17 protein-coding genes and 1 tRNA gene are annotated in these 20977 nt (G+C 69.7%); 5 read left to right on the top strand and 13 right to left on the bottom strand.

What is annotated here, in order from left to right:
- Positions 1-44: 44 nt before the first annotated feature.
- The gene (locus HF024_RS07585) at positions 45-1805 is read right to left on the bottom strand and encodes a trypsin-like peptidase domain-containing protein (RefSeq protein ID WP_168689170.1); all 1761 of its coding nucleotides are present in this window, start codon (positions 1803-1805) and stop codon (positions 45-47) included.
- A 168-nt stretch (positions 1806-1973) separates the two neighbouring features.
- Between HF024_RS07585 and HF024_RS07580 the strand changes: the two genes are divergently transcribed.
- Positions 1974-3170 carry a pyridoxal phosphate-dependent aminotransferase gene (locus HF024_RS07580; RefSeq protein WP_168689169.1) on the top strand — a complete coding sequence of 399 codons (1197 nt, stop codon included), beginning with the start codon at positions 1974-1976 and terminating at the stop codon, positions 3168-3170.
- A 61-nt stretch (positions 3171-3231) separates the two neighbouring features.
- On the opposite strand, the gene HF024_RS07575 is transcribed toward HF024_RS07580, so the two are convergent.
- The 7 genes from HF024_RS07575 to HF024_RS07545 are packed head-to-tail and all read right to left on the bottom strand — an operon-like array spanning position 3232 to position 9228.
- Entirely contained in the window at positions 3232-4047 is an 816-nt protein-coding gene (locus tag HF024_RS07575) for a carbon-nitrogen hydrolase family protein (RefSeq protein ID WP_168690824.1), read from the bottom strand.
- Positions 4047-5810: an ATP-binding protein gene (locus HF024_RS07570; RefSeq protein WP_168689168.1), complete on the bottom strand. Its 1764-nt coding sequence runs from the start codon at positions 5808-5810 to the stop codon at positions 4047-4049. Before HF024_RS07570 ends, HF024_RS07575 begins: the two co-directional genes overlap by 1 nt.
- A complete protein-coding gene (locus HF024_RS07565) occupies positions 5807-6202 on the bottom strand; it encodes a response regulator (RefSeq protein WP_247597350.1) in 396 nt (131 codons plus the stop codon). The genes HF024_RS07570 and HF024_RS07565 overlap by 4 nt, the downstream gene beginning before the upstream one ends.
- A complete protein-coding gene (locus tag HF024_RS07560) occupies positions 6199-6354 on the bottom strand; it encodes a hypothetical protein (protein WP_168689167.1) in 156 nt (51 codons plus the stop codon). Before HF024_RS07560 ends, HF024_RS07565 begins: the two co-directional genes overlap by 4 nt.
- Positions 6351-7148, bottom strand: coding sequence for a PHP domain-containing protein (locus HF024_RS07555; RefSeq protein WP_247597349.1), 798 nt, complete (start codon positions 7146-7148; stop codon positions 6351-6353). Before HF024_RS07555 ends, HF024_RS07560 begins: the two co-directional genes overlap by 4 nt.
- Positions 7145-8146 carry an ATP-grasp domain-containing protein gene (locus tag HF024_RS07550; protein ID WP_168689166.1) on the bottom strand — a complete coding sequence of 334 codons (1002 nt, stop codon included), beginning with the start codon at positions 8144-8146 and terminating at the stop codon, positions 7145-7147. Before HF024_RS07550 ends, HF024_RS07555 begins: the two co-directional genes overlap by 4 nt.
- On the bottom strand, positions 8143-9228 hold the full coding sequence (locus HF024_RS07545) for a response regulator (protein ID WP_168689165.1): 1086 nt from the start codon (positions 9226-9228) through the stop codon (positions 8143-8145). The genes HF024_RS07550 and HF024_RS07545 overlap by 4 nt, the downstream gene beginning before the upstream one ends.
- A 170-nt stretch (positions 9229-9398) precedes the next feature.
- Between HF024_RS07545 and HF024_RS07540 the strand changes: the two genes are divergently transcribed.
- Together HF024_RS07540 and HF024_RS07535 are read left to right on the top strand one after the other, a co-directional pair.
- Positions 9399-9475, top strand: a tRNA-Met gene (locus HF024_RS07540).
- Between the two features lie 81 nt (positions 9476-9556).
- Entirely contained in the window at positions 9557-11446 is a 1890-nt protein-coding gene (locus HF024_RS07535; RefSeq protein WP_168689164.1) for a DUF2207 domain-containing protein, read from the top strand.
- Positions 11447-11488: 42 nt separating this feature from the next.
- Here the strand turns inward: HF024_RS07535 and HF024_RS07530 are convergent, their stop codons facing one another.
- Complete coding sequence (locus HF024_RS07530; RefSeq protein ID WP_168689163.1) at positions 11489-12007, bottom strand: isochorismatase family protein; 519 nt, start codon at positions 12005-12007, stop codon at positions 11489-11491.
- A 113-nt stretch (positions 12008-12120) separates the two neighbouring features.
- On the opposite strand from HF024_RS07530, the gene HF024_RS07525 reads away from it, so the two are divergent.
- Positions 12121-13260 carry an ROK family transcriptional regulator gene (locus HF024_RS07525; protein WP_168689162.1) on the top strand — a complete coding sequence of 380 codons (1140 nt, stop codon included), beginning with the start codon at positions 12121-12123 and terminating at the stop codon, positions 13258-13260.
- Here the strand turns inward: HF024_RS07525 and HF024_RS07520 are convergent.
- The 4 genes from HF024_RS07520 to HF024_RS07505 form a co-directional block, all read right to left on the bottom strand.
- Entirely contained in the window at positions 13257-13781 is a 525-nt protein-coding gene (locus HF024_RS07520; RefSeq protein WP_168689161.1) for a hypothetical protein, read from the bottom strand. The genes HF024_RS07525 and HF024_RS07520 overlap by 4 nt on opposite strands.
- A complete protein-coding gene (locus tag HF024_RS07515) occupies positions 13781-14977 on the bottom strand; it encodes an ROK family transcriptional regulator (protein WP_085369447.1) in 1197 nt (398 codons plus the stop codon). The genes HF024_RS07520 and HF024_RS07515 overlap by 1 nt, the downstream gene beginning before the upstream one ends.
- Before the next feature lie 198 nt (positions 14978-15175).
- A complete protein-coding gene (locus HF024_RS07510) occupies positions 15176-18121 on the bottom strand; it encodes a UPF0182 family protein (protein ID WP_210724048.1) in 2946 nt (981 codons plus the stop codon).
- Positions 18122-18251: 130 nt separating this feature from the next.
- A complete protein-coding gene (locus tag HF024_RS07505) occupies positions 18252-19394 on the bottom strand; it encodes a PDZ domain-containing protein (protein WP_168689160.1) in 1143 nt (380 codons plus the stop codon).
- 161 nt (positions 19395-19555) lie between these two features.
- Here HF024_RS07505 and HF024_RS07500 point away from each other — a divergent pair, with 161 nt between their 5' ends.
- Entirely contained in the window at positions 19556-20899 is a 1344-nt protein-coding gene (locus HF024_RS07500) for a zinc-dependent metalloprotease (protein WP_168689159.1), read from the top strand.
- Positions 20900-20977 lie beyond the last annotated feature (78 nt).

Here is a 20977-nt window from a genome sequence, read left to right as displayed (position 1 = left end):
CGCCCCGCTGCTGCGGGACGGCCTCGTGGTGGCGCTGGTGGCGATCAGCTCGCCGGGAGGGAACCCAGCGTGACGGTGGTCGTCTTGGTCTGGCCGTCGCGGATGTACGTCACGTCCGCCTTGGCACCGGCCGCGAGGGCGCGGACCTGAGCGGTGAGGTCGGTGGCGCTCGTGATCGGCAGGCCGTTGAAGTTCACGACCTCGTCGCCCGCCTTCAGCCCGGCAGAGGCTGCCGCTCCTCCGGAGGTGACCTCCTTGATGATGGCGCCGACGTTCTTCGCCTTGGCGTCGGAGGACGAGTCGGTGACGGATGCGCCGAGCAGGCCGTGCGTCGCCGAGCCGTTCTTGATGATCTCCTGCGAGACGCGCTCCGCGAGGTTCGCCGGGATGGCGAAGCCGACGCCGATGCTGCCCGACTGGCTGCCGCTCGACGACGAACCGCTCGCGCTGGCGATGGCGACGTTGACGCCGATCAGCTCGCCCTTGCTGTTCAGCAGGGCACCGCCCGAGTTGCCGGGGTTGATCGCGGCGTCGGTCTGGATGACCGGCAGCGAGATGGTCGCGGTCGCCTGCTGCTGCTGTTGCTGCTGCTGGCCGGAGCCGCCCTGGCCGGGGAAGTCGAAGTTCCACGGGTTGCCGTTGTTGTCTCCCCCGCTGCCGCCGGACGAGTCGTCTCCCGACTTGGGGGCGGCGGACGACGCGATGCTGATGCTGCGGTTGAGGGCGCTGACGATGCCGTCGGTGACGGTGCCGGACAGGCCGAGCGGCGCGCCGATGGCCACGGCGGTGTCCCCGACGTTCAGCTTGCTGGAGTCGGCGAACTTCATCGGGGTCATCCCGGATGCGCCGTCCAGCTTGATCACGGCGAGGTCGGTCGTCGGGTCCGTGCCGACGATCTTGGCCGTGTAGATCTTGCCGTCGTTGTCCTGGACGCTGACGGTCACGTTGGATGCCTGGCCGTCGAGGGTCACGACGTGCGTGTTGGTGAGGACGTAGCCGTCGGAGGTGAGGACGATGCCGGAGCCCGTGCCTCCCTCGCTCGACCCGGTCACCGAGATGGTGACCACGCTCGGGGACGCCTTCGCGGCGACGGCGGTGACCGTCGTGGCGTTGTTCGCGTCGTTGACCGTGATGTTCTGCGGACCCGAGACGGTCTTGATCGTGGCGTTGTTGGAGCTGGTGGCCGCGTAGATGCCGACACCGGCTCCCGCTCCGGCGACGCCGCCGATGAGGGCGCCGATCGCGAGGGTGGCGATGATCATGCCGGTGTTGCGCTTCTTGGCCGGCTTGTCTGCGGCCGCGACGCCGGGGGCCGTGGCGTACGGGCCCTGCTGGGTGTGCGGGGCGTACGGCTGCTGCGGCACGCCCTGGTATGCGGGCTGGCCGAACGCGCCGTTGCCGTAGTTGGGCTGCTGCGCCGTCGGCTGCTGCGCGGTCGGCTGCTGGCCGTACGGCTGCGGCGGGACGGGCTGCGTCGGCTGCGTGGTGTGCGCCGCCGGTGCGACGGGAGCCGTCGGCTGCTGCGCGGTGGGCTGAGCACCCGTCGGCTGCTCAGCGGCGGGCGCGGCCGGTGCTGCGGGTGCCGTCTCGGCGGCGGCGGGCGCCTCCCAAGCGGGCGTGCCAGCGGCGGGGGCGGCGGGCGCCGCGGGGGCTGCCGGTGCTGCGGTCTCCGCCGACTCGGCGGGCGCGGCCGGCGCCTGGTTCTCTGCTGCGGTGGGAGTCTCGGCTGCAGCGTCCACGACCGACTCGGTGTCGGCGTCGTGCTGGGCCTTCGCGGGCTCCGGAGTGATCGGGGTGTCAGTCATGGTGTTGCTCCTTCCAAGCACTGACAGCTTGGGATGCGAACCTGGGTGTTCTATTTGCGGCCCCTGTGGACGAGCTACTGCCTGTCAATGACTCTGCACAACGTACCGAATGCATCCGGTGACCGACACCCCGTAGGTTGGGAGGCAGGACGGCGAGAGGACGTGACCATGACGGTGCCAGGCGCGTGGAGACGGGCGGCGAGCGGCGCCGGGCTGCTCGGGGCGGACGGGACGATCGCCTCGACGGTGTTCGCCGAGATGAGCGCGCTCGCCGTGCGCACCGGCGCGATCAACCTCGGCCAGGGCTTCCCGGACGAGGACGGGCCCGCCGAGGTCCTCGACGTGGCCGTCTCCGCCATCCGGGACGGCAGGAACCAGTACCCGCCGGGCATCGGCATCCCCGAGCTGCGGCTCGCCATCGCCGAGCACCAGCAGCGCTTCTACGGCCTCACCGTCGACCCGGACCGCGAGGTGCTCGTGACAGCTGGGGCGACGGAGGCCATCGCCGCCACCCTGCTCGCCCTCCTGCAGCCGGGCGACGAGGTCGTCACCTTCGAGCCGTTCTACGACGCATACGGCGGCCTCATCGGCCTCGCGGACGGCAGGCACCGCACGGTGCCGCTGCGGCTGCCCGACTTCCAGCCCGACCTCGACGAGCTGCGGGATGCGGTCACCGACCGCACCAGGATCATCCTCGTGAACACGCCGCACAACCCGACGGGCACCGTGCTCGGCGCCGAGGTGCTGCGCACGATCGTCGAGCTGGCGCACGAGCACGACGCCATCATTGTCACCGACGAGGTGTACGAGCACCTCACCTTCGGTCTCCCCCACGTCCCCATCGCCACGCTGCCGGGTGCACGAGAGCGCACGGTGACGATCTCGTCGGGAGGGAAGACGTTCAACACCACGGGCTGGAAGATCGGCTGGCTCACCGCCCCGGCCGAGCTCGTCACCGCGATCCTCGCCGTGAAGCAGTTCCTCACCTACGTGAACGGCGCACCCTTCCAGCCGGCCATCGCGGCCGGGCTCCGGCTGGGCGACGACTACTTCACCGGCATCGCAGAGACCCTCCGGAGCAAGAAGGACCTGCTGTCGGCCGGCCTGCGCGAGGCCGGCTTCGGTGTCGCGAACTCCGACGGAACGTATTTCGTGGTGGCGGACGCCGCCCCGCTCGGCTTCGACGACGCCGTGCGGTTCTGCCGCGAACTGCCGCACCTCGCCGGGGTGGTGGCCGTGCCGCTGTCCGCGTTCTGCACGGACGAGTACCGGGCGCGGACCGCATCCCTCGTCCGGTTCGCGTTCTGCAAGCGCACCGAGGTGCTCGAGCGGGCGGCCGCCCAGCTCGCCGGGCTGCGACGCTGACCAGGCTGCGACGCTGACCGGGCTGCGACACTGACCGGACGGGCGTGCGCTGCGGCGCGCCTCAGTCGATCGGCTCCACCCGGTAGCGGCGGAGCGCGAGGGCCGGATTGAGCTCCCGGACGGAGCGCACGCGTTCGGCGTCGACCTCGGCGACGGCCACTCCGGTGGTCTCCCCGATCGTCGCGAGCGCGACGCCCATCGGGTCCACGACGGTGCTCGACCCGACGCCGATCGGCGGCGCGTGGTCGGCCGCTGCGACGTACAGCGTGTTCTCGATGGCGCGCGCGGCAATCAGCGTGCGCCAGTGCTGCTCCTTCAGCGGCCCCCGCACCCACTCGGCCGGCACGAGCACCAGCTGGGCCCCCGTGTCGGCCAGGCGCCTGGTGACTTCGGGGAAGCGCAGGTCGTAACAGGTCTGCATCCCGACAGTGATCCCGTCGGCGTCGAACGTCTGCGGTGCGTCGAGCGCTCCGGGGACCACCCACTCCGACTCGCTCGCGCCGAACGCGTCGTAGAGGTGCTGCTTGCGGTAGGTGGCGACCACGTCGCCGTCCGGGGAGACGGCGACGAGCGTGTTGGAGAACCGGTGCTTGTCCTCCGTGCTCTCCACCAGCCCGGCGACCACGAACACCTGGTGCTCACGCGCGGCCTCGACCAGCGCCCCGACGAACGCGCCGTCGAGCGGCTCGGCGTTGCGTGCGAAGCCGGAGCCCAGTGGATGCTCGAAGTACGACGAGTACTCCGGGAACACCACCAGCCGCGCCCCCCGGCCCGCCGCGACCGCGACGAACGCGGCGACCGCATCCCGGTTGTGCACCCTGTCGTCGGTGGGCGTGAACTGCACCACGGCGACCGTGACCGTCTGAGCCTCGTGCATCATCGGCCTCCCTCGACCACCGCATCCGTCGTGACCTCGAGTGGCAGGCGCAGGCTGATGGTGGTGCCGACGCCCTCCTCGCTGGCGATGTCGATGCTTCCGCCGTGGGCGGTGACGATGGCCTTCGTGATCGTCAACCCCAGTCCGACGCCCGGCACGGCGTTGCGGGTGGCGGTGGATGCGCGGAAGAACCGGTTGGACAGCTGCCCGAGCTCGACGGCCGGGATCCCGATGCCGGTGTCGCTGACCGCGATCACCGCGTCCCCTCCGTCCCTGGACAGCGTCACGGTGACCGTGCCGCCGGACGGGGTGAACTTGATGGCGTTGGAGACGAGGTTGTCGACGGACTGGCCGATGCGCACAGGGTCGCCGAACATCGTCACCGGCTCATCCGGGAACTCGGCGGCCAGGGCGATCCCGGCGTTGGCCGCCACGGGGCCGGCCGACTCGACGGAGGCCGCGATCAGCGGGCCGAGGTCGACGTCCTTGTGCTCCAGCGGGAACCGGCCGGACTCCACCTGCGCCGTGAACAGCAGGTCGCCGACCAGCCGCAGCAGGCGGTGCGCGTTGCGCTCCGCGACGCCGAGGTACTGCAGCTGCTCCTGCGAGAGCGGGTCGTCCTCGTCGTCGCGCATCAGTTCCAGATAGCCGAGGATCGAGCTGAGCGGCGTGCGCAGCTCGTGCGAGATGAGGCCGACGAACTCGTCCTTGAGCCGCGCGAACTCGCGGGCCTGGGTCATGTCCGTCGCCACGAAGATGAAGCCGACCCTGTGGCCGTTCTCGTCCAGGCGCGGGGTCGCGGCCACCTGCACGGGCACCTGCTTGCCGTCCGGGCGCACATAGGTCCAGTCGCGCACGTCCGCGTAGCCGGAGCGGACAGCATCCACCAGGGCGGAGAAGTCCTCTGCGCTGGACACGGTCTGCACGCGCGCGTCCATCGCGCGCAGGCGCTCCTCCAGCTCGGAGGCCAGGTGGAAGTCGATGATGTGGCGCCGGCCGTCGAGCGCCTGCTTCTCGGTCAACCCGAGCATCTTCTCCGCGCCGGGGTTCCAGACGTCGATCAGCCCGTCGAGGTCCGTGCCGATCACGGACTGCTCCGTCACGGCGTTCCAGATGCTCTGGATGAGCCGGTTGGCCGTCTTGAGGCGAGCCTCGTTGAGCACCAGCTCGTCCTGCGCGTGCACGGCCTGCTCGAGCAGTTCCTTGCGGAGCTTCGCCGCCTCGTTCGCTGCGGCGAGTTGCACCCTCACCCTGTGCGCGATCTCGTTGATCACGACGGCGACGATCATGTAGATGAGCGGGGAGAAGAACGCGCGCACCAGGTCGCCGACCGTGCTGGGCACCGAGGTCGAGATGAGCGGGGCGAGGAGCACGAGGAACGTGCCGAGCGCCGCGATCACGGCGTTGATCCTGCCCTCCTCCGTCGCGATCCACACGAACGGCAGCAGGATCAGCGCCCCGTACGGCGAGGTCGACCCGCCTGTCCCCAGACGGAACAGGCCGACCGCGATCAGCGACACCACCGGGATGAGGATCGACCACTCCGTGCGGATCTTCTTCCACGGAAGGGCGAACGACAGAATGCTCGCCAGGGCGGCGAGCACGACTCCGATCGTGAAGTAGAGCGGCTCCGTCGGCCACGGGCTCACAGGGAGCAGGATGACGCCGATGGCGATCAGGAAGCCGATGATCGTCGGAAGCTGCTTGACGAACGGGGTGGGAGAGTCGAGCGAGATCCTGCCGAGCCAGCGATCGAGGGTCATACCGTCGCCTCCATCCCGAGCATCTGCCGGATCCGCGCGGTGAGGACCTTGGGGCTGAACGGCTTGATGATGAAGCTGTCCGATCGTTCGGCGACGACGCCGTGGTCGGTGAGCAGTTGCACGGACGCGGAGACCATCAGGATGAGCGTCGCGCTGGCGACCGGATCGGCCCTGACCGCCTCAGCCACCTCCACCCCGTTCATCCCCGGCATCGAGATGTCGAGGACCACGAGGTCGATCCCGCCCGCCCGCACGGCGTCGAGCGCCGCCGGACCGTTGTCGACGGCCGCGACCACCTCGACGCCCGCGCGGCGCGCGGCGATCTGCATCAGCCCACGGATGTCGTCGTCGTCATCGGCGATGACGACCCTCGGAACGCCTGCGCTGCTCACGTGAGGAACACCGTGCGCACCACGACGATCGCGGCCAGCACGACCAGCGCGATCCCCGCGTACGGCAGCAGACGGAACTCCCAGCGCTTGTTCGCGTCGATCTCGCGCTGGATCTCGTCGTACGTCTCACTGTCGATCTGGATGGGACTCATCGGTCCTCCTCCCTGGCTGCTCGTGCTCGTGCTCGTTCTCGTTCGACGTCGTCCTGGGAACGACGATAGGCGTCGTCCAGGATGTGCGCCACACGTTCGTAGCGGCCGACGTCCGCCGCGTCGTGGCTGTCCGTCGACGCGACGATGCGTGCACCGGCCGCGATCAGGGCCGCGACGGCCTCCGGACCGGGACACGCCCACTTCTCGTTGACCTCGACGATCGTGCCCGTGCGTGCCGCCGACTCCGCCCAGGCGGAGAGCCGGTCGGCGCCCAGCTGGTCCTCCGACAGGCCCACCTTGGGCAGGATCGAGAACCAGTGCGCCAGCTGCGCGTTCGGCGTGCGCTGCATGGCCAGGATGCTCGCTGTGACCAGCTGATCCAGTGCGTCGTCCGCCGAGAGTCCCGCCGCCAGGCGCTCTGTCGTCTCGCGCGGCGACCACGGGCCGTCCGTGCCGGGGAACTGGTGGTCGCCGATCACGATGGCGTCGACCCCGCCGTCGCCTCCGACGATCAGGCCGGGCGGCGTGTCGACGGCACCGGACGCATCCAGCAGCTTCGTCTCCACCCCCGTGAACACCGTGAGACCGCTCGGGATGCGCTCGGCCGCGACGGCGCGGACGAACTCGGGCACCCAGGTGGTCGACGCCCGCACGTGGTCGATCAGCCGCAGCTCGCGGAGACCGGCGGCCTCCGCGGCGGCGAGGTTCTCCGCGAGAGTGCTGACCGCGTCGTCGGAGAAGGTGGAGTGGACGTGGTAGTCGCCGAGCAGCAGCTCGCGCGGGGCCGTCGTCACTCCTCGCCCGGGCCTTCCGCGTGGGCGGCGTTCTCGGACACGAGGACGTCGGACGGGTCGAGGAACACGTCTTCGAGGAAGCGCACGTTCGCCAGCTCGACGAAGTCGACCGTTGCGGGTGCGCCGACACCGGTGACCAGGTCGAGCAGCAGCGACGGCATGTCGACACCGGCAGCGATGGTGAGCGGCATCGCGCCGGGGAAGCGCGGGTTCACCTCCAGCAGGGCCGGGATGCCCGCCGTGCTGTACCGCAGCTGCACATTCGCCACTCCAGTGAGCCCGATCGCGCGTGCCACGTCGGCCGCCGTGCGGGAGAGCTCGTCGCGCTTCACGGTGCGACCCGCGATGGACACCCCGGAGTCGACACGTTCGCGCGAGCGCGGAACGGCGGCGATCACGCTGCCGTCGAGTGCAGCGAGCACGTCGACGGAGAACTCGTCGCCGGGCAGGTTCTCCTGGATCAGGATGCTCTCGTCCGTGCCGAGCGACTCGAGCGTCTCGCGATCGGGGATGAGGCGGACGCCGCGGGAGCCCGCCCCGCTGCGCGGCTTGATGATGACGGGGAAGGTCCAGTCGTGCGCGACGCCGTCCGCGTTCAGCAGCCGCGTCTCCGGAACGGCGAGCGACCCGGCGCAGCGCTCGGCGAGGAGGTACTTGTCGAGGCAGACAGTCAGCGTCTCGATGCTGGGGGCGGCGAGCGCCGTTCCGACGGCGAGCAGGTCGTCGCGCCGGGCTGCGAGGCCGGGCAGCTCGACGTCGACCGTCGAGAACAGGACGTCGATGCCGTCCGCCTCGCACAACCTGATCAGTTCGTCGACGAATCCTGCGGACTTCCCGGCCGGCACGATGCGCCGGTCGGCGGCGTCGACGAGGTAGAGGCCGCTCGCCCAGCCGTCCATGTCGGCGGCGAGCACCTGCACGTCGTCGCGGGCCAGCAGGGAGCGGATGACGGCGACACCGGCTGGGCCGCCTGCGCCTGTCACGAGAACACGGGTCACTTCTCTGTTCCTCTATCCATTTCTTTCGCTCTCGTCCTGGCGTCCGTCGTCAGGGACGATGCGGGCACCGAGATGTCGGCGGTGTCTTTGATCACTTCGAGCGGCTCGCAGCTCTGCCCTCCGCCGAACCGCGACCAGTAGCGCGCCGTGGCGAGCACGAAATCGGGTTCGAGGTAGGAGCGGAGCTCGGTCTGCGACCGGAAGCAGTCGATCAGGCGCAGTTTCGCGTCTGTGAAACCATCTATCGGCACGAACCGGGTCGGCCGGTAGTCGATCGTCGCCGACGGGCTCTGATAGCAGCAGACCGTGCGCACCGACCGCGTGGCCACCAGGGTCGCGGAGTGCACGGCGCGGTGGTCCTGATGGCGGTCGTGCGCGGAGTGCGTGTAGACGATGTCCGGCTGCACCTCGGCGACGACGCGCTCGATGATGCCGACGGTCGGGTCGGCCGCGGAGATCTGCGTGTCCTCCAGGTCCTCCATGAACAGGCGGGCGCCGAGCAGTTCGGCGGAGGCGAGCGACTCGTGCTGCCTGTCGTCCGCATCCCCTCCCCTGGCACCTCTCGACATGGTGAGGATGACCACGGTGTTGCCGGCATCCCGGTGGGCGGAGAGGATGCCGCCGACGCCGATCTCGACATCGTCGGGATGCGCGCCGATTGCCAGCACCACCTGCGGACGCTGTGCGGCCTTCTTGGTGCGCCCCTGCTCGGCGAGCCGCGTCACGATGGACACCAGGTCGGCGGAGGAGACCGGCTTGGTCAGGAACTCGTCCGCCTGCGCCCGCAGCGCGGACACGGCGTAGTCGACCGAGACGTGCGCCGTCATCACGACGACGGGCATCCCGGGATACTGGTTGCGCAGCTCCTTGAGCAGGTCGAGGCCGGAGATGCCGGGCATCTCGATGTCGGTGAGCACGAGGTCCGGCTCGAAGTCGGCGATGGCGGCCAGCGCCTTCGACGGATCGGTGATCGCGATGACCGACGCATCCGCGCGCTTCTCCAGCACGGTCTTCATGTAGAAGGCGACATCCGGATCGTCTTCGATCACGCAGACCCGGTACTTCTGAAGCGAACTCGGCATGGGCGCCCTCCCTGCGTCGACTCTACCGGCGGGGCCGCCCAGGGTCCGGCCCCGAAACACGGCATCGACAGATCGGTCTACCGGCGACCGCCGCCGACGACGCGGCACGCCCGGGATGCGACCCCGATTTTCCCTTCGTCGCCGGCCGGTGCTAAAGTAAATTCTTGTGACGCGGGGTGGAGCAGCTCGGTAGCTCGCTGGGCTCATAACCCAGAGGTCGTAGGTTCAAATCCTGCCCCCGCAACCAGAAAGGCCCGGATTTCCACGGAAATCCGGGCCTTGTTCTTTGCGTCCCGACCGGTCAGCACCCTCGGGTAGCCTCATTCTCGTGTCTTGGTTGCCTGGAATTCGCGCCGTCATCGTCGCCGCCGTCGTCGCGCTCGGCCTGATCGGCGCCGGGCCCGCGACGGCTGCCGTCGCCGCCGGTCCCGCCCAGCCCGCCGGACCCGTCCAGCCCGCCGGACCCGTCCGCGCCGACGCCGGCGACTTCACCTTCGATTCCTTCGACGCCGATTACACGCTCACGCGCGACGCGAACAAGGACTCGGCGCTCACGACCGTCGAGACGCTGGTGGCCGAGTTCCCGTCGTTCGACCAGAACCACGGCATCGTCCGCGCCATCCCGCTGTCGAATCAGCACACCGATCTCCGGCTCGACGTCCGCTCGGTCACCGACGCGAACGGCGCAGCCATCCCCTTCACCAGGGACGATCAGGACGGCTTCGCCCGGCTCACGATCGGCTCCGCCGACGCATACGTGCACGGACGCCAGACCTACGTGATCACCTACACCCAGCGCTTCGTGGTCCGGCCGTTCGCCGACACGCACGACGACGAGTTCTACTGGGACGTCAACGGCACCGGATGGGATCAACCGTTCGGCAAAGTCAGCGCACGTCTCCATCTCGACAGCGCGCTGACCGGCGCGCTGACCGGTCAGCAGTCCTGCTACGTCGGCGAGCAGGGCAGCACGACGCCGTGCACCATCTCGTCGACTCCCGCACCGGACGGGACGGTGATCTCCGTGAGCCAGGCGACGGTGCCGCCCCGGCAGAACGTCACCATCGCCGTCGGCTTCCGCCCGGGCACGTTCGCTCCCCCGCCGGACGTCAGGGACGCCTTCCCCTTCGCCGTGCTGCCCTGGATCCTGCTGGCCATCGCCGCGCTGATCGTCGCGGGCGCCGTGGTCGCGCGTTCTGTCCTCTGGCGGACGCCGCGCGGGCGCGGCATCATCGTGCCGCAGTACACCCCGCCGCCCGGCGTGTTCCCCGCCCTGGCCGCCACGCTCCTGAAGCGGGAGGACCGCGCGCTGCCCGCCCAGCTCGTCGGCTTCGCCGTCAACCGGGTCGCCGCGATCATCGACCATTCGGACGCCCCCCAGTCCCGGCCGTTCGGCCTGCGCCTCCTCGCCGACCCCGCGACCGTGCGAGACGACGCGGAGCGCGACATCCTGACCAGGGTTTTCGGTGCGGCGGAACCCGGCCACGAGGAAGTGCTCGACCCGCAGAACCAGGTTCTCGGCGACCGCCTGGCCGGACTCGGCGGCGCACTGAACACCGTGGTGGCCCAACGCGGCCTGCGTGCCCGCCCGAAGAGCCGCCTCCCGCTCCTGTTCCGGCTGGGCATCGTGCTGATCCTCATCGCCTGGATCGTCGTGTTCGCCTGGTCGACCACCCAGAACGCGACGACGGCCATCCTGGGCTGGGGGTTCGCCGGCGTGATAGCCGCAACGATCGCCGTCTTCCCGCTGAGCGCCGTGCCGAACCTCCTGACCGAGAAGGGCGTCGAGCTCCGGGACTACCTCCTCGGCCTCCGCGACTATCTCGCTCTCGCCGAGGCCGACCGCTTCCGCGTGCTGCAGAGCCCGGAAGGCGCGGAGCGCGTGGACGCGCGCGACGGCACGGCCGTGGTCAAACTCAACGAGAAGCTCCTGCCGTACGCGATCGTGTGGGGCGTCGAGAAGGAGTGGATGCGCGAACTCGCCCACTCCTACGAGGTCACCGCCACCCAACCCGAGTGGATGCCCGGCTCGGCCAACCCGGCGCTCCTCCCCTTGCAGGTCGCCGCCTTCTCCACGCTGTACCACGGCACCCCGTTCGCGACGACGCCGCCCGTCTCGTCATACTCCGGCTCGGGCGGCAGCAGCTTCACCGGCGGCGCCGGTGGCGGCGGCTTCTCCGGGGGCGGCGGGGGTGGAGGCGGCGGAGGCGGGTGGTGAGGTCTCGCGAACGCTTACGCCGCGTAGCCCAACAGACCCGACTCAGTCGAACCGCACCTCCACCAGATCCACGATGGTGACGCCTTCGGCCGTCAGCTCGATCTCGATCCGCTCACGAATGTCCTCCGCCGGTTCGCCGTCGTCGTATGTGGCGTGCCCGTCGGCGGGCAGGATCACCTCGAAGCCGCGTTCCAGGGCGCCGAGCGCCGTCGACCGGATGCAGTACTCGCTCTGCAGCCCGGCCACGATCAGGGTGGAGACGCCCATCGCGTGCAGCACGTCGGCGAGCGCGGGGTTCGACTCGAACGTGTTGGCCACGTCCTTGCGCACCACCGGCTCCCCCGGCAGCGGACGGAAGACGAACTCCCAGCCCGGCGTCCCCGGCTCGTCCGGGTCTCCCGGCCGTCCGTCGTTCTGCACGTGCACGATCGGGATGCGCGCCTCCCTCGCCCGTTCGAGCAGCCCGGACATCGCCTCGCGGAACGCCGCAGCACCCTCGATCGCCGTCTCGCCGTCGAGCATGTTGCGCTGCACATCCACCAGCATCAGTCCGTAACCCATCTCCACATCATCCGCCCACCCCCGGCGACCCGCCAGTCCGTGCAGCATCCCGGGCGAGCCCGATTCGCTATGGTCGACAGCGGGGAGCAATGCGCACCGAGGAGCGGAAGACAGTGGCAGACGATCACAGCACGGCGACGCAGGCCGCCATCCGTGAGCGCAACGTCCGGAGCGCCCTGCAGCTCGTCCTCTCCGGTGGGGGCACGGCGACGCGCGCCGGGATCGCCCGGCGCACCGGTCTCACGTCGGCCACCGTGTCGTCCCTGCTCTCCGGGCTGATCTCCGACGGCCTCGTCCTCGAAGGGCAGCGTGCGGAGAGCACGGGCGGCAAGCGTGCCACGACCCTGCAGGTCGATCAGGAACGGCACGTTCTGCTGTCGGTGATCGTGCAGCCGGGTCTCGTGCGCGGCGCGGTCGTCAACCTGCTCGGGGCCGAGCTGACCACCGTGTCGCAGCGCCCGTCTGCGCCGGGCGCGATCGAGGACGTTCAGTCCGTCGTGCGCAGGCTCGCCGCATCCACCACCGCCGCCATCGTCGCCGTCGGCGTGCAGGTGCCCGGCATCGCGGACGGCCCGCTCATCCGGGAGTCCGTGCAGCTCGGCTGGACGGACGTCGACCTCGGCGCCGCGCTCCTGGGCATCGTCGACGCCCCCGTGCACCTGGTCAACGATGCCGACGCGGAAGCCCTCGCCGACTATTCGAGCTCCGACCAGTTCGGCGCCAACCAGATGGTCGTGTCGCTGAGCACCGGCGTCGGGGCCGCGTTCATCGTCGACGGCAGCGTGCTCGCCGGCGCCGCCCACCGTGCAGGCGAGATCGGCCACGTGCCCGTGCTGTTCGGCCAGGATGCGCCACTCTGCCCGTGCGGCAACCGCGGCTGCCTCGAAGAGGTCGTCTCCGTCACCGCCCTGCTCGGCCTCCCGCACGGAACCGACCTGGAATCCGTGGATGTCGCTGGACTCGCGGCGACGCCGGAGTCGCGGGAGCGGATCGCATTCGGCGCGCGCGTGCTCGCCCGGTCGCTGCTGCTCGTCGGGGCCGCACTGGATGTGCCGAACGTCGTGCTCGGCGGAACGGCGCCCAAGCTCGGCGAGGAGTTCATCGGCCACCTGCGCGCCGAGGCGGCGCGGCACCCGGTGCGTGCGGCCATGCCGCTCAGCTTCCGCTACGCGAAGGTCGCGCTCGAACAGCCGTTCCGCGGCGCGGCGCAGCACGCCATGCAGTCGACCCTCGGGGTCAGCTGGGCGCTCTAGACCGCGCCGTCCCGCTCCGCCCGGTGCTCGTGCGCGTGCTCGTGCGCGCCGGTCAGCAGATCGAGCAGCGCTCCCCCGCGCGCCCTGTCGAACCCGAACGTCGCGATGTCCGCATAGGCGTGACCAGTCAGTCTGTGCCCGAGATCCACCACCAGCACCGACCGGCAGGATGCGCGCACCGCGTCGACCACGGCGCGCACCCACGCGCTCCGCTCGTTGTCGACGCCGACGATCACCACCGGAGCCTGCGTCGCCAGCACCAGATGCGGGTCGTCACCCTCCGCGACCGATACCACCGGGTTGGCGGCCCACTGCCGCCCGGACGGCGAGTCCGGCTCGGCCCACGCCTCGGCGAGGGTCGACCAGCGCGGCACGCCGAGCAGCTCGTTGTCGACGGTGGCCAGCCGCACCACCGTGCAGCGCCCACGGAAGGCGGGAAGCGCATCCTGAGCTGTCGGCGCGAACGCGAACGACCGGGCGATCACCTCCGAGGTCGCCGGACGGTCGAGCACCAGGGACATCAGGACACCCCGAGCTGCGCCGACATCACCATGACCACGCAGCCGCGCACCACGATGTCGCGGCCCTGACTCGTCATGCGGAGCGTGGCGTCCGAGTGGAAGCCGGCCATCGTGCGGTTGCGCAGGGTCTCCCCCACCGCATCGATCAGCGCGCCGTCGAGCAGTTCCTCCGGGCCGCTGAGCACGACCTCGGACAGGTTCAGTGCGCCGACGATCGGCGCGAGCGCCACGCCGAGCCGCTGCCCGGCCACCCGCAGCACCTGGTGGACGGGCTCTCCGGCGATCGCCGCGGCCGCGACGCGCGATTCCAGCCGGGGCACGGCGAGCCAGGCCTCCAGGCATTTCTCCCTGTCGTACTCGGCCTCTGCGCCGTCGTCCGTGCCGACCATCACCTGGCCGATCTCACCGGCGGCGAACCTGCTGCCGAGCACCAGAGCACCGGCGACGAGCAGCCCGGAGCCGACGCCGTGGCCCACCTTGATGAGCATCATGTCCCCGTGCGCGCCGCCGAAGCCGTGCTCGGCGAGCACCGCGACGTTCGCGTCGTTCGCCACGAACACCGGCAGGCCGGTGCGCTCTTCGATCCGGCGCTGCAGCGGCTGGTCCGTCCAGCCGAGGTTCGGGGCGGCAACGACCGTGCCGGACGGGTCGACGATGCCGGGCGAGCCGATGCCGATGCCCAGGATGGGCGCCGTCGTCATCCCGACCAGCCTGTCCACGAGCCCAAGTACCTTGGCCACGGCCTCCTCGCCGTGGCTGCCGGCGAGAGCGACCTCCGCGGTCGCCAGGATCGTGCCGTCGATGTCGAGCACCGCGCCGCGGAAGGCGGAGTGCTCGCTGAGGTCGACGCCGACGATCTGCGTCGCCGCCCTGTTCATGTCGAGGAGCACGGCCGGTTTGCCCGGTCGCGCGTCGTCCCGCTGACCGAGCTCGATGACCAGGCCCTCGGCGATCAGGTCGCCGACGAGGTCGGAGATGGTGACCCTGGTGAGGCCGGTCTCCCTCGCGATGTCCGCCCTGCTCACCTGGCCGGCGCGATACAGCGTCTGCAGCACCAGGGAGCGGTTGTGATTGCGGGCGTGCTCGGGGAGCACCTTGCCGCGCGGGCGCAGCGCACGCCCGGGAACCATGCCGCGATCCTGCGGGATCGTGCTGTGCTCGCTCGCGGTGGAGCGCCGTCCTTCGTCGACCAGCATGTTTGTTAGTAAAGTCGACAATCAAAGTTTTCGCAAGCGTTTCCTGGCCTCGCGGCGGCGCGTCGCGGAAATCCGCCACTCGCGCGCGTCCCCGCCCGCGACACTTTGTACGGCGGCTGAACATACAGGACCGAGCACACGAAAAAGGGCGGGGCGTGCATCCCGTGGATGCGCGCCCCGCCCGTCGGAGTCCGCCCGCTACTTGGAGGAGGTGGTGCCCTCCGCCGCGAGCGCGTCCTGCAGCGCCTGCTGGAGGCGCTGGTCGGCCTGGCCGTACTCTGCCCAGTTGCCCGCCTTCAGCGCCGTCTCACGGTCGGCGAGAGCCTGCTTCGCCTGCGCGAGCGCCTGCTGCAGAGCCGGGTTGTTCTGCGCCGAGCCCGAGCCGCCTGAGCCGGTCTGGGAGCCGCCCGTTCCTCCGGTGCCTCCTGTACCGCCCGTTCCCCCGGTGCCTCCCCCGGTCTGCGGCACATTGTTGTCGCCGGCCGTCGCGCCGGAGTCACCGCCGAACAGCGCGTCGAGCGCCTGGTCGAGGGTGTCCTCGAACGCGATCTTGTCGCCGAACGCCACCAGCACCTTCTGCAGCAGCGGGTAGCTCGTCTCACCCGTGGACTTGACGTAGACCGGCTGCACGTAGAGCAGACCGCCACCCACCGGCAGCGTCAGCAGGTTGCCGTTGATCACGTCCGTCTTGCCCTGTCTGAGCAGGTTGAGCTGCGCGGAGACCGTCGGGTCGGAGTTGAACGTGTTCTGCACCTGTCCAGGCCCTGGCACCGTGTCGCTCGATGGCAGGGTCAAGAGTCTCAACTTGCCGTAGGCCGAGGAGACCTTGCCCTTCGTCGAGCCGGCATCGGAGTCGACCGCCAGGTAGCCCTTCAGCACCGACCTGCTCGACTCGCTGGATGCCTGGGGAATGAAGGTCGTGTACAGCGAGAACGACGGCGCCTTCTGACCCGGCATCTGCATCGTCAGGTAGTACGGCGGCTGCAGCGTGGGATCGGTCGGCGACGACACGGGGTCGTTCGGCGTCGTCCACGCGTCCTCCCGCGAGTAGAACGATCCCGCGTCGGTCACGTGGTACTGACCGAGCACCGAGCGCTGCACCTTGAACATGTCCGCCGGGTAGCGCACGTGGCTGAGGAGCTGCGAGCTCATGTCGCTCATCGGCTTGACCGTGGCGGGGTAGATCTTCTCCCAGGTCTTCAGGATGGGGTCCTTGGCGTCCCAGGCGTAGAGCGTGACGGAGCCGTCGTACGCGTCGACCGTGGCCTTGACCGAGTTGCGGATGTAGTTGATGTCGTCGAAGGCGTATGCCGGCTTCGGCGTCTCGGTGTCCGCGATGGCGTCGCTCAGGCTGCCGACGTGCGAGTACGGGTACTGGTCGCTCGTGGTGTATCCGTCGATGACCCACTTGACCCGGCCGTCCACGACCGTCGGGTACGCCTGCGAGTCGAGCGTCAGGTACGGCGCCACCTTCTGCACGCGCTTGACCGGGTCGCGGTCGTAGAGGATCTGCGAGTCGTTGTTGACCGCGTCGGACAGCACGATCTGCTCGTCCTGGAACTTGAGCGCGTAGACCAGCCGCTTGAAGATGTTGTCGAGCTTCGGGCCGCCCTCCCCGCTGAACGTCGTGTACGTCTGCTGCGCGTCACCCTTGCCGCCGGGGTAGTCGAGCTCGACGTTCTTGCCGCCCTTCGGACCGCCGACGATGGAGTACGTCGGCGACTGCTGGCCGAAGTAGATGCGCGGCTCATACGTGCCGAGCGACCCCTGGCTCGGGATGCCGGACTCGAGGAACACGGGCTGGCCGTCGACGGAGCGCTTGTTGCCGTACGCGGCCACAAGGCCGTAGCCGTGCGTGTAGACGATGGTGTCGTTGTACCAGTTGCGGGCGCTCGTCAGGCCGGACTGCTGCAGCTCGCGGACCGCGACCACCGCATCCTGTTCCTTGCCGCCGATGTCGTAACGGTCGACGGCGAGGTTGTTCGGGAACGCGTAGTACTGGCGGAACTGCTCCAGCTGCCGGAACGACGGGCTGACGACGGCAGGGTCGATGATGCGGATCTGCGCCGTGGTCTGCGCGTCCTGGCGCAGCTGGCCCTGCTCGACGTCCGTCGTGGCGTTGTAGGGGATGACGTCGATGTCGCTGAGGCCGTACGCATCCCGGGTGGCGTCGATGCCGTTCTGCACGAACGGCGTCTCGAGCGTCTTCTGGCTCGGCTCGACCTGGAAGCGCTGGATCACCCAGGGGTAGATCGCACCGGCGATGAGGGCTGCGACGATGAGCAGCGCGGTTCCGACGATCGGGAAGCGCCAGCGGCCGATGAAGGCCGTCAGCACGAAGAGCAGCGCCACGAAGACCGCCGCACCGGCGAGCACCGCGCGCGCTGGGATGGTGGCATTCACGTCGGTGTACGCCGCGCCATTGATCATGTCGTTGACGTTGGAGTCGGTGACGGTCGCGTACCGGTCCAGCCAGATGCTCACGCCCTGCAGCAGCAGGTAGAGCGCCGAGATGACCGAGATCTGGATGCGCGCGGCCTTCGAGATGCGCACCTCGCGCCCGCTCACCCGCAGCGAACCGTAGAGGTAGCAGGTGGCGAGCGTTGCCAGCAGTGCGATGAGCACCACGGCCGATGCGAACCCGACGGCACCGCGGTAGAACGGCAGCGCGAACAGGTAGAAGCCGATGTCGAGGTGGAACAGCGGGTCGGTCTTGCCGTACGCCGTGCCGTTCAGCCACATGGCGGCGGTCTGCCAGCGGCTACCCGCCGAGACGCCGGCGAAGATGCCGAAGACGATCGGGATGCCGTACATCGCGAGGCGACGCAGAGGCTCGACGACCTGCTGGTAGCGGTCGAGCTGCGAGTTCAGCTTGGCGTAGACCGGTCGCAGCCGGTATGCGAGCTGGATGGCGAGCCACAGGGGCACGGCCATGCCGAGGAACCCGATGAGGAACATGGTGATCGCGCCGAACCACTGCGTGGTGAGGACGTTGAGGAAACCGACCTGCTGGTACCACAGGATGTCCGCGTACAGTCCGGCGAAGACGAAGAAGGCGATCACCAGAGCGACGATCACCCCCAGGGTGATCCAGATGGCCGCGCGACGGCGCCCAGGTGGTCGGACTGCTGCTGTTGAACTCACGAATGGCCCTCATTGCTCTCGCGTGGCAAGGTCAGAAATCCATCCTAGGCGTCCGTCGCTTGGAGAACGCCGTATCGAATACGCCTGCGGCGAAGCTCGCGGCGGGCGCTGGGCGAAGCCTATGTAAGCGCTATGAAGCAGGGCAGGTCGCGAGACCGGAGGTGCTGCCTCCCGAGCTGATCGCCTTCAGTGCGGCGAGCGAGTCGTCCAGCGTCTTCACCGCGAAGACGTGCAGCCCGGACGGGATGTGTCCGGTGACCTCGTTGCAGTTCGTCGCTGGCGCCAGGAAGTACGTGGCTCCCCCGGTGTCCCTCGCCGCGTACATCTTCTGCCGGATGCCGCCGATCGGGCCGATGTTGCCCTCGTTGTCGATGGTGCCGGTGCCCGCGACCTTCTTGCCGCCGTTGAGGTATCCGGGGGTGAGCTGGTCCATGATCCCGAGCGCGAACATCTGGCCGGCGCTCGGCCCTCCCACGTTGTCGAGCTGGATCTTCACGTCGAACGGGAAGGTGTAGTCCATTCCGGCTCCGATGCCGAGGACCGTCTGCGCGCCCGACTTCACGGGCGTGATCGACACCGTGGACGCCGCACCGCCGCGGATGATGCCGACCTCGGCCGCCTTGTCAGTGCCGTTCTTGTTGATCAGTTCGCGCAGGGTCGCGACGCCGGGCACCGGCTCGCCGTTCACGCTGGTGATCTCGTCGTCGACCTTCAGCACGCCGGCTGCCGGTGTGCCCTTGATGACCTGCTTGACGGCGACGGCCTCCGGGAATTCGTAGCCGAGGTGGTTGAGGGCGGCGGCCACCGCATCCTGCTGCGAGTTGACCATCAGGGCCGCGTTCTCCGCATTGGACTGCTCGGTGGTGGTGCCGGGCGGGAAGACGACGTCCACCGGCAGCACGGCCTTGCTCGGCTGGAACCAGGCGGCGATGATGTCGAACCAGCTGGGCCGCTGGTCCGGGTTGCCGACGACGGAGACGGTCAGCAGGTCGAGGGAACCGGACGTCGGGTACGTCTTCTGCGACGGGATGCTGATCAGCGGCTTCGCTTTGTCGCTCTCCTTCGACCCGACGGGCTGGTCCTTCCCGAGCGTGTTGAAGACGGGGCCCGGCTGCTCGATCACGAACGGCGCCGGCGCTACCGCGAGCACGAGGGTCAGCGCGAAGGCGACGCCGACGGCGATCCATCCCGCGATCACCCGCCGGGGAGGGGCGACCCTGGTGGTGCTCTCCTCCGCAGGCGGCTGCAGTTCGTCGTCGCTGAAGAGGCTCACGCACTGTCCCTTTCGTGTGTTGCATCGGCTGGTCGCTCGTCTGTTCGCCACGGGCGCACATCCAGAGCCCGAGCCTAGGCCAATTCTCACCCGGCGCCGTCGTACACGGTCTAGCGTAGATTCCAAGCCTGAAAGCCGGACCACACGAAAGAGGCGTAACGATGGCCGACGATCCCAACAAGGAACCGGACGACGAGCTGGCCCGCCTGCTGCGCGAGATGCTCTCCGGAAACGCGTCCATCGACCCGAGCCAGCTGGCAGGGGCCGCAGGACTGCCGAGCGATCCAGCGAGCATCCAGGCCCTGATCGGCCAGCTGCAGAACGCGATGCGCAACACCGACGGCGGCATCAACTGGGACCTCTCGCTCGAGCAGGCCCGCACGCTCGCGTCCGAGGGCGCCCACTCCGTCACCCCGGCCGAGCGCGCAACGCTCGACCAGGCGTTCAACGTCGCCGCCCTCTGGCTCGACCAGGTCACCACGGTGTCCGAGCTCACCAGCCCGCCCCAGCTGATCGGCCGCGCGGAATGGGCGAGGCAGACGATGCCACTCTGGACGCAGCTCGCTGAGCCCGTCGCCCTCAGCATCTCCGACGCGCTCACCCGCGTGCTCACCGAGCAGGCGCCGGAAGAAATGCAGGGAATGCTCGCCAACGCCGGGCAGATCATGCGCAGCGTCGGAGGAGCCCTCTTCGCGATGCAGCTCGGCCAGGTGGTCGGCCAGCTCGCCAAGGAGGTCGTCTCCGGCGGTGACATCGGCATCCCGCTGCTCGCCGACGGCCAGGCGGCCCTGCTCCCCCAGAACGTCGCCGAGTTCGGCGACGGCCTCGACATCCCGGCCGACCAGGTGCAGCTGTACCTGGCGGTGCGCGAGCTCGCGCACGCCCGCCTGTTCCGCCACGCCAAGTGGCTGCGGCTGCAGCTGATCACCCAGATCACGGCCTTCGCTAAGGGCATCACCATCGACACCGAGCGGCTCGAAGAGCTGGCGGAGGGCTTCGACCCCTCCAACCCGGAGGAGCTGCGCGAGGCGATGGTCAGCGGCGCGCTGATCCCGCCGAAGACCGAGGAGCAGCAGGAGGCGCTCGCCCGCCTGGAGACGGTGCTCGCGCTCGTCGAAGGCTGGGTGGATGTGGTCACCGCCAACGCCACCCGGCTGCTGCCGAAGGCGGACGCCATCGCGGAGATGGTCCGCAGGCGCCGCGCATCCGGTGGCCCTGCCGAGTCGGCGTTCGCGACGCTCGTCGGCCTGGAACTCCGCCCCCGCCGGCTGCGCGACGCCGCCGCGATGTGGCAGGCCGTCACCGACGCCGTCGGCCAGGAGGCCAGGGACGACCTGTGGTCGCACCCCGACCTGCTCCCCCAGTCCAGCGACCTCGACGACCCGTCGGCGATCGTCGCCAGGCTCACCGCCACCGCGAACGGCCAGGAGCCGGAGCGCGACGCGGTCGACCAGGCGCTCGAAGACCTGCTCCGCGGCGACACGGAGCGGCCGACGGAGGAGTAGGCCGCCGGTCTGCGAGGTCGCCGGTCCGCCGGATTCAGCGCCGTGCCCTTCGGGGCGCGGCGCTTTTTTCGTGCTGAG

Source organism: Leifsonia sp. PS1209, assembly GCF_012317045.1.
In the GTDB taxonomy this organism is placed as follows: Bacteria; Actinomycetota; Actinomycetes; order Actinomycetales; family Microbacteriaceae; genus Leifsonia.
The sequence above is the reverse complement of the archived record's forward strand: the minus strand, read 5'-3'. Positions and strand labels throughout refer to the sequence as shown.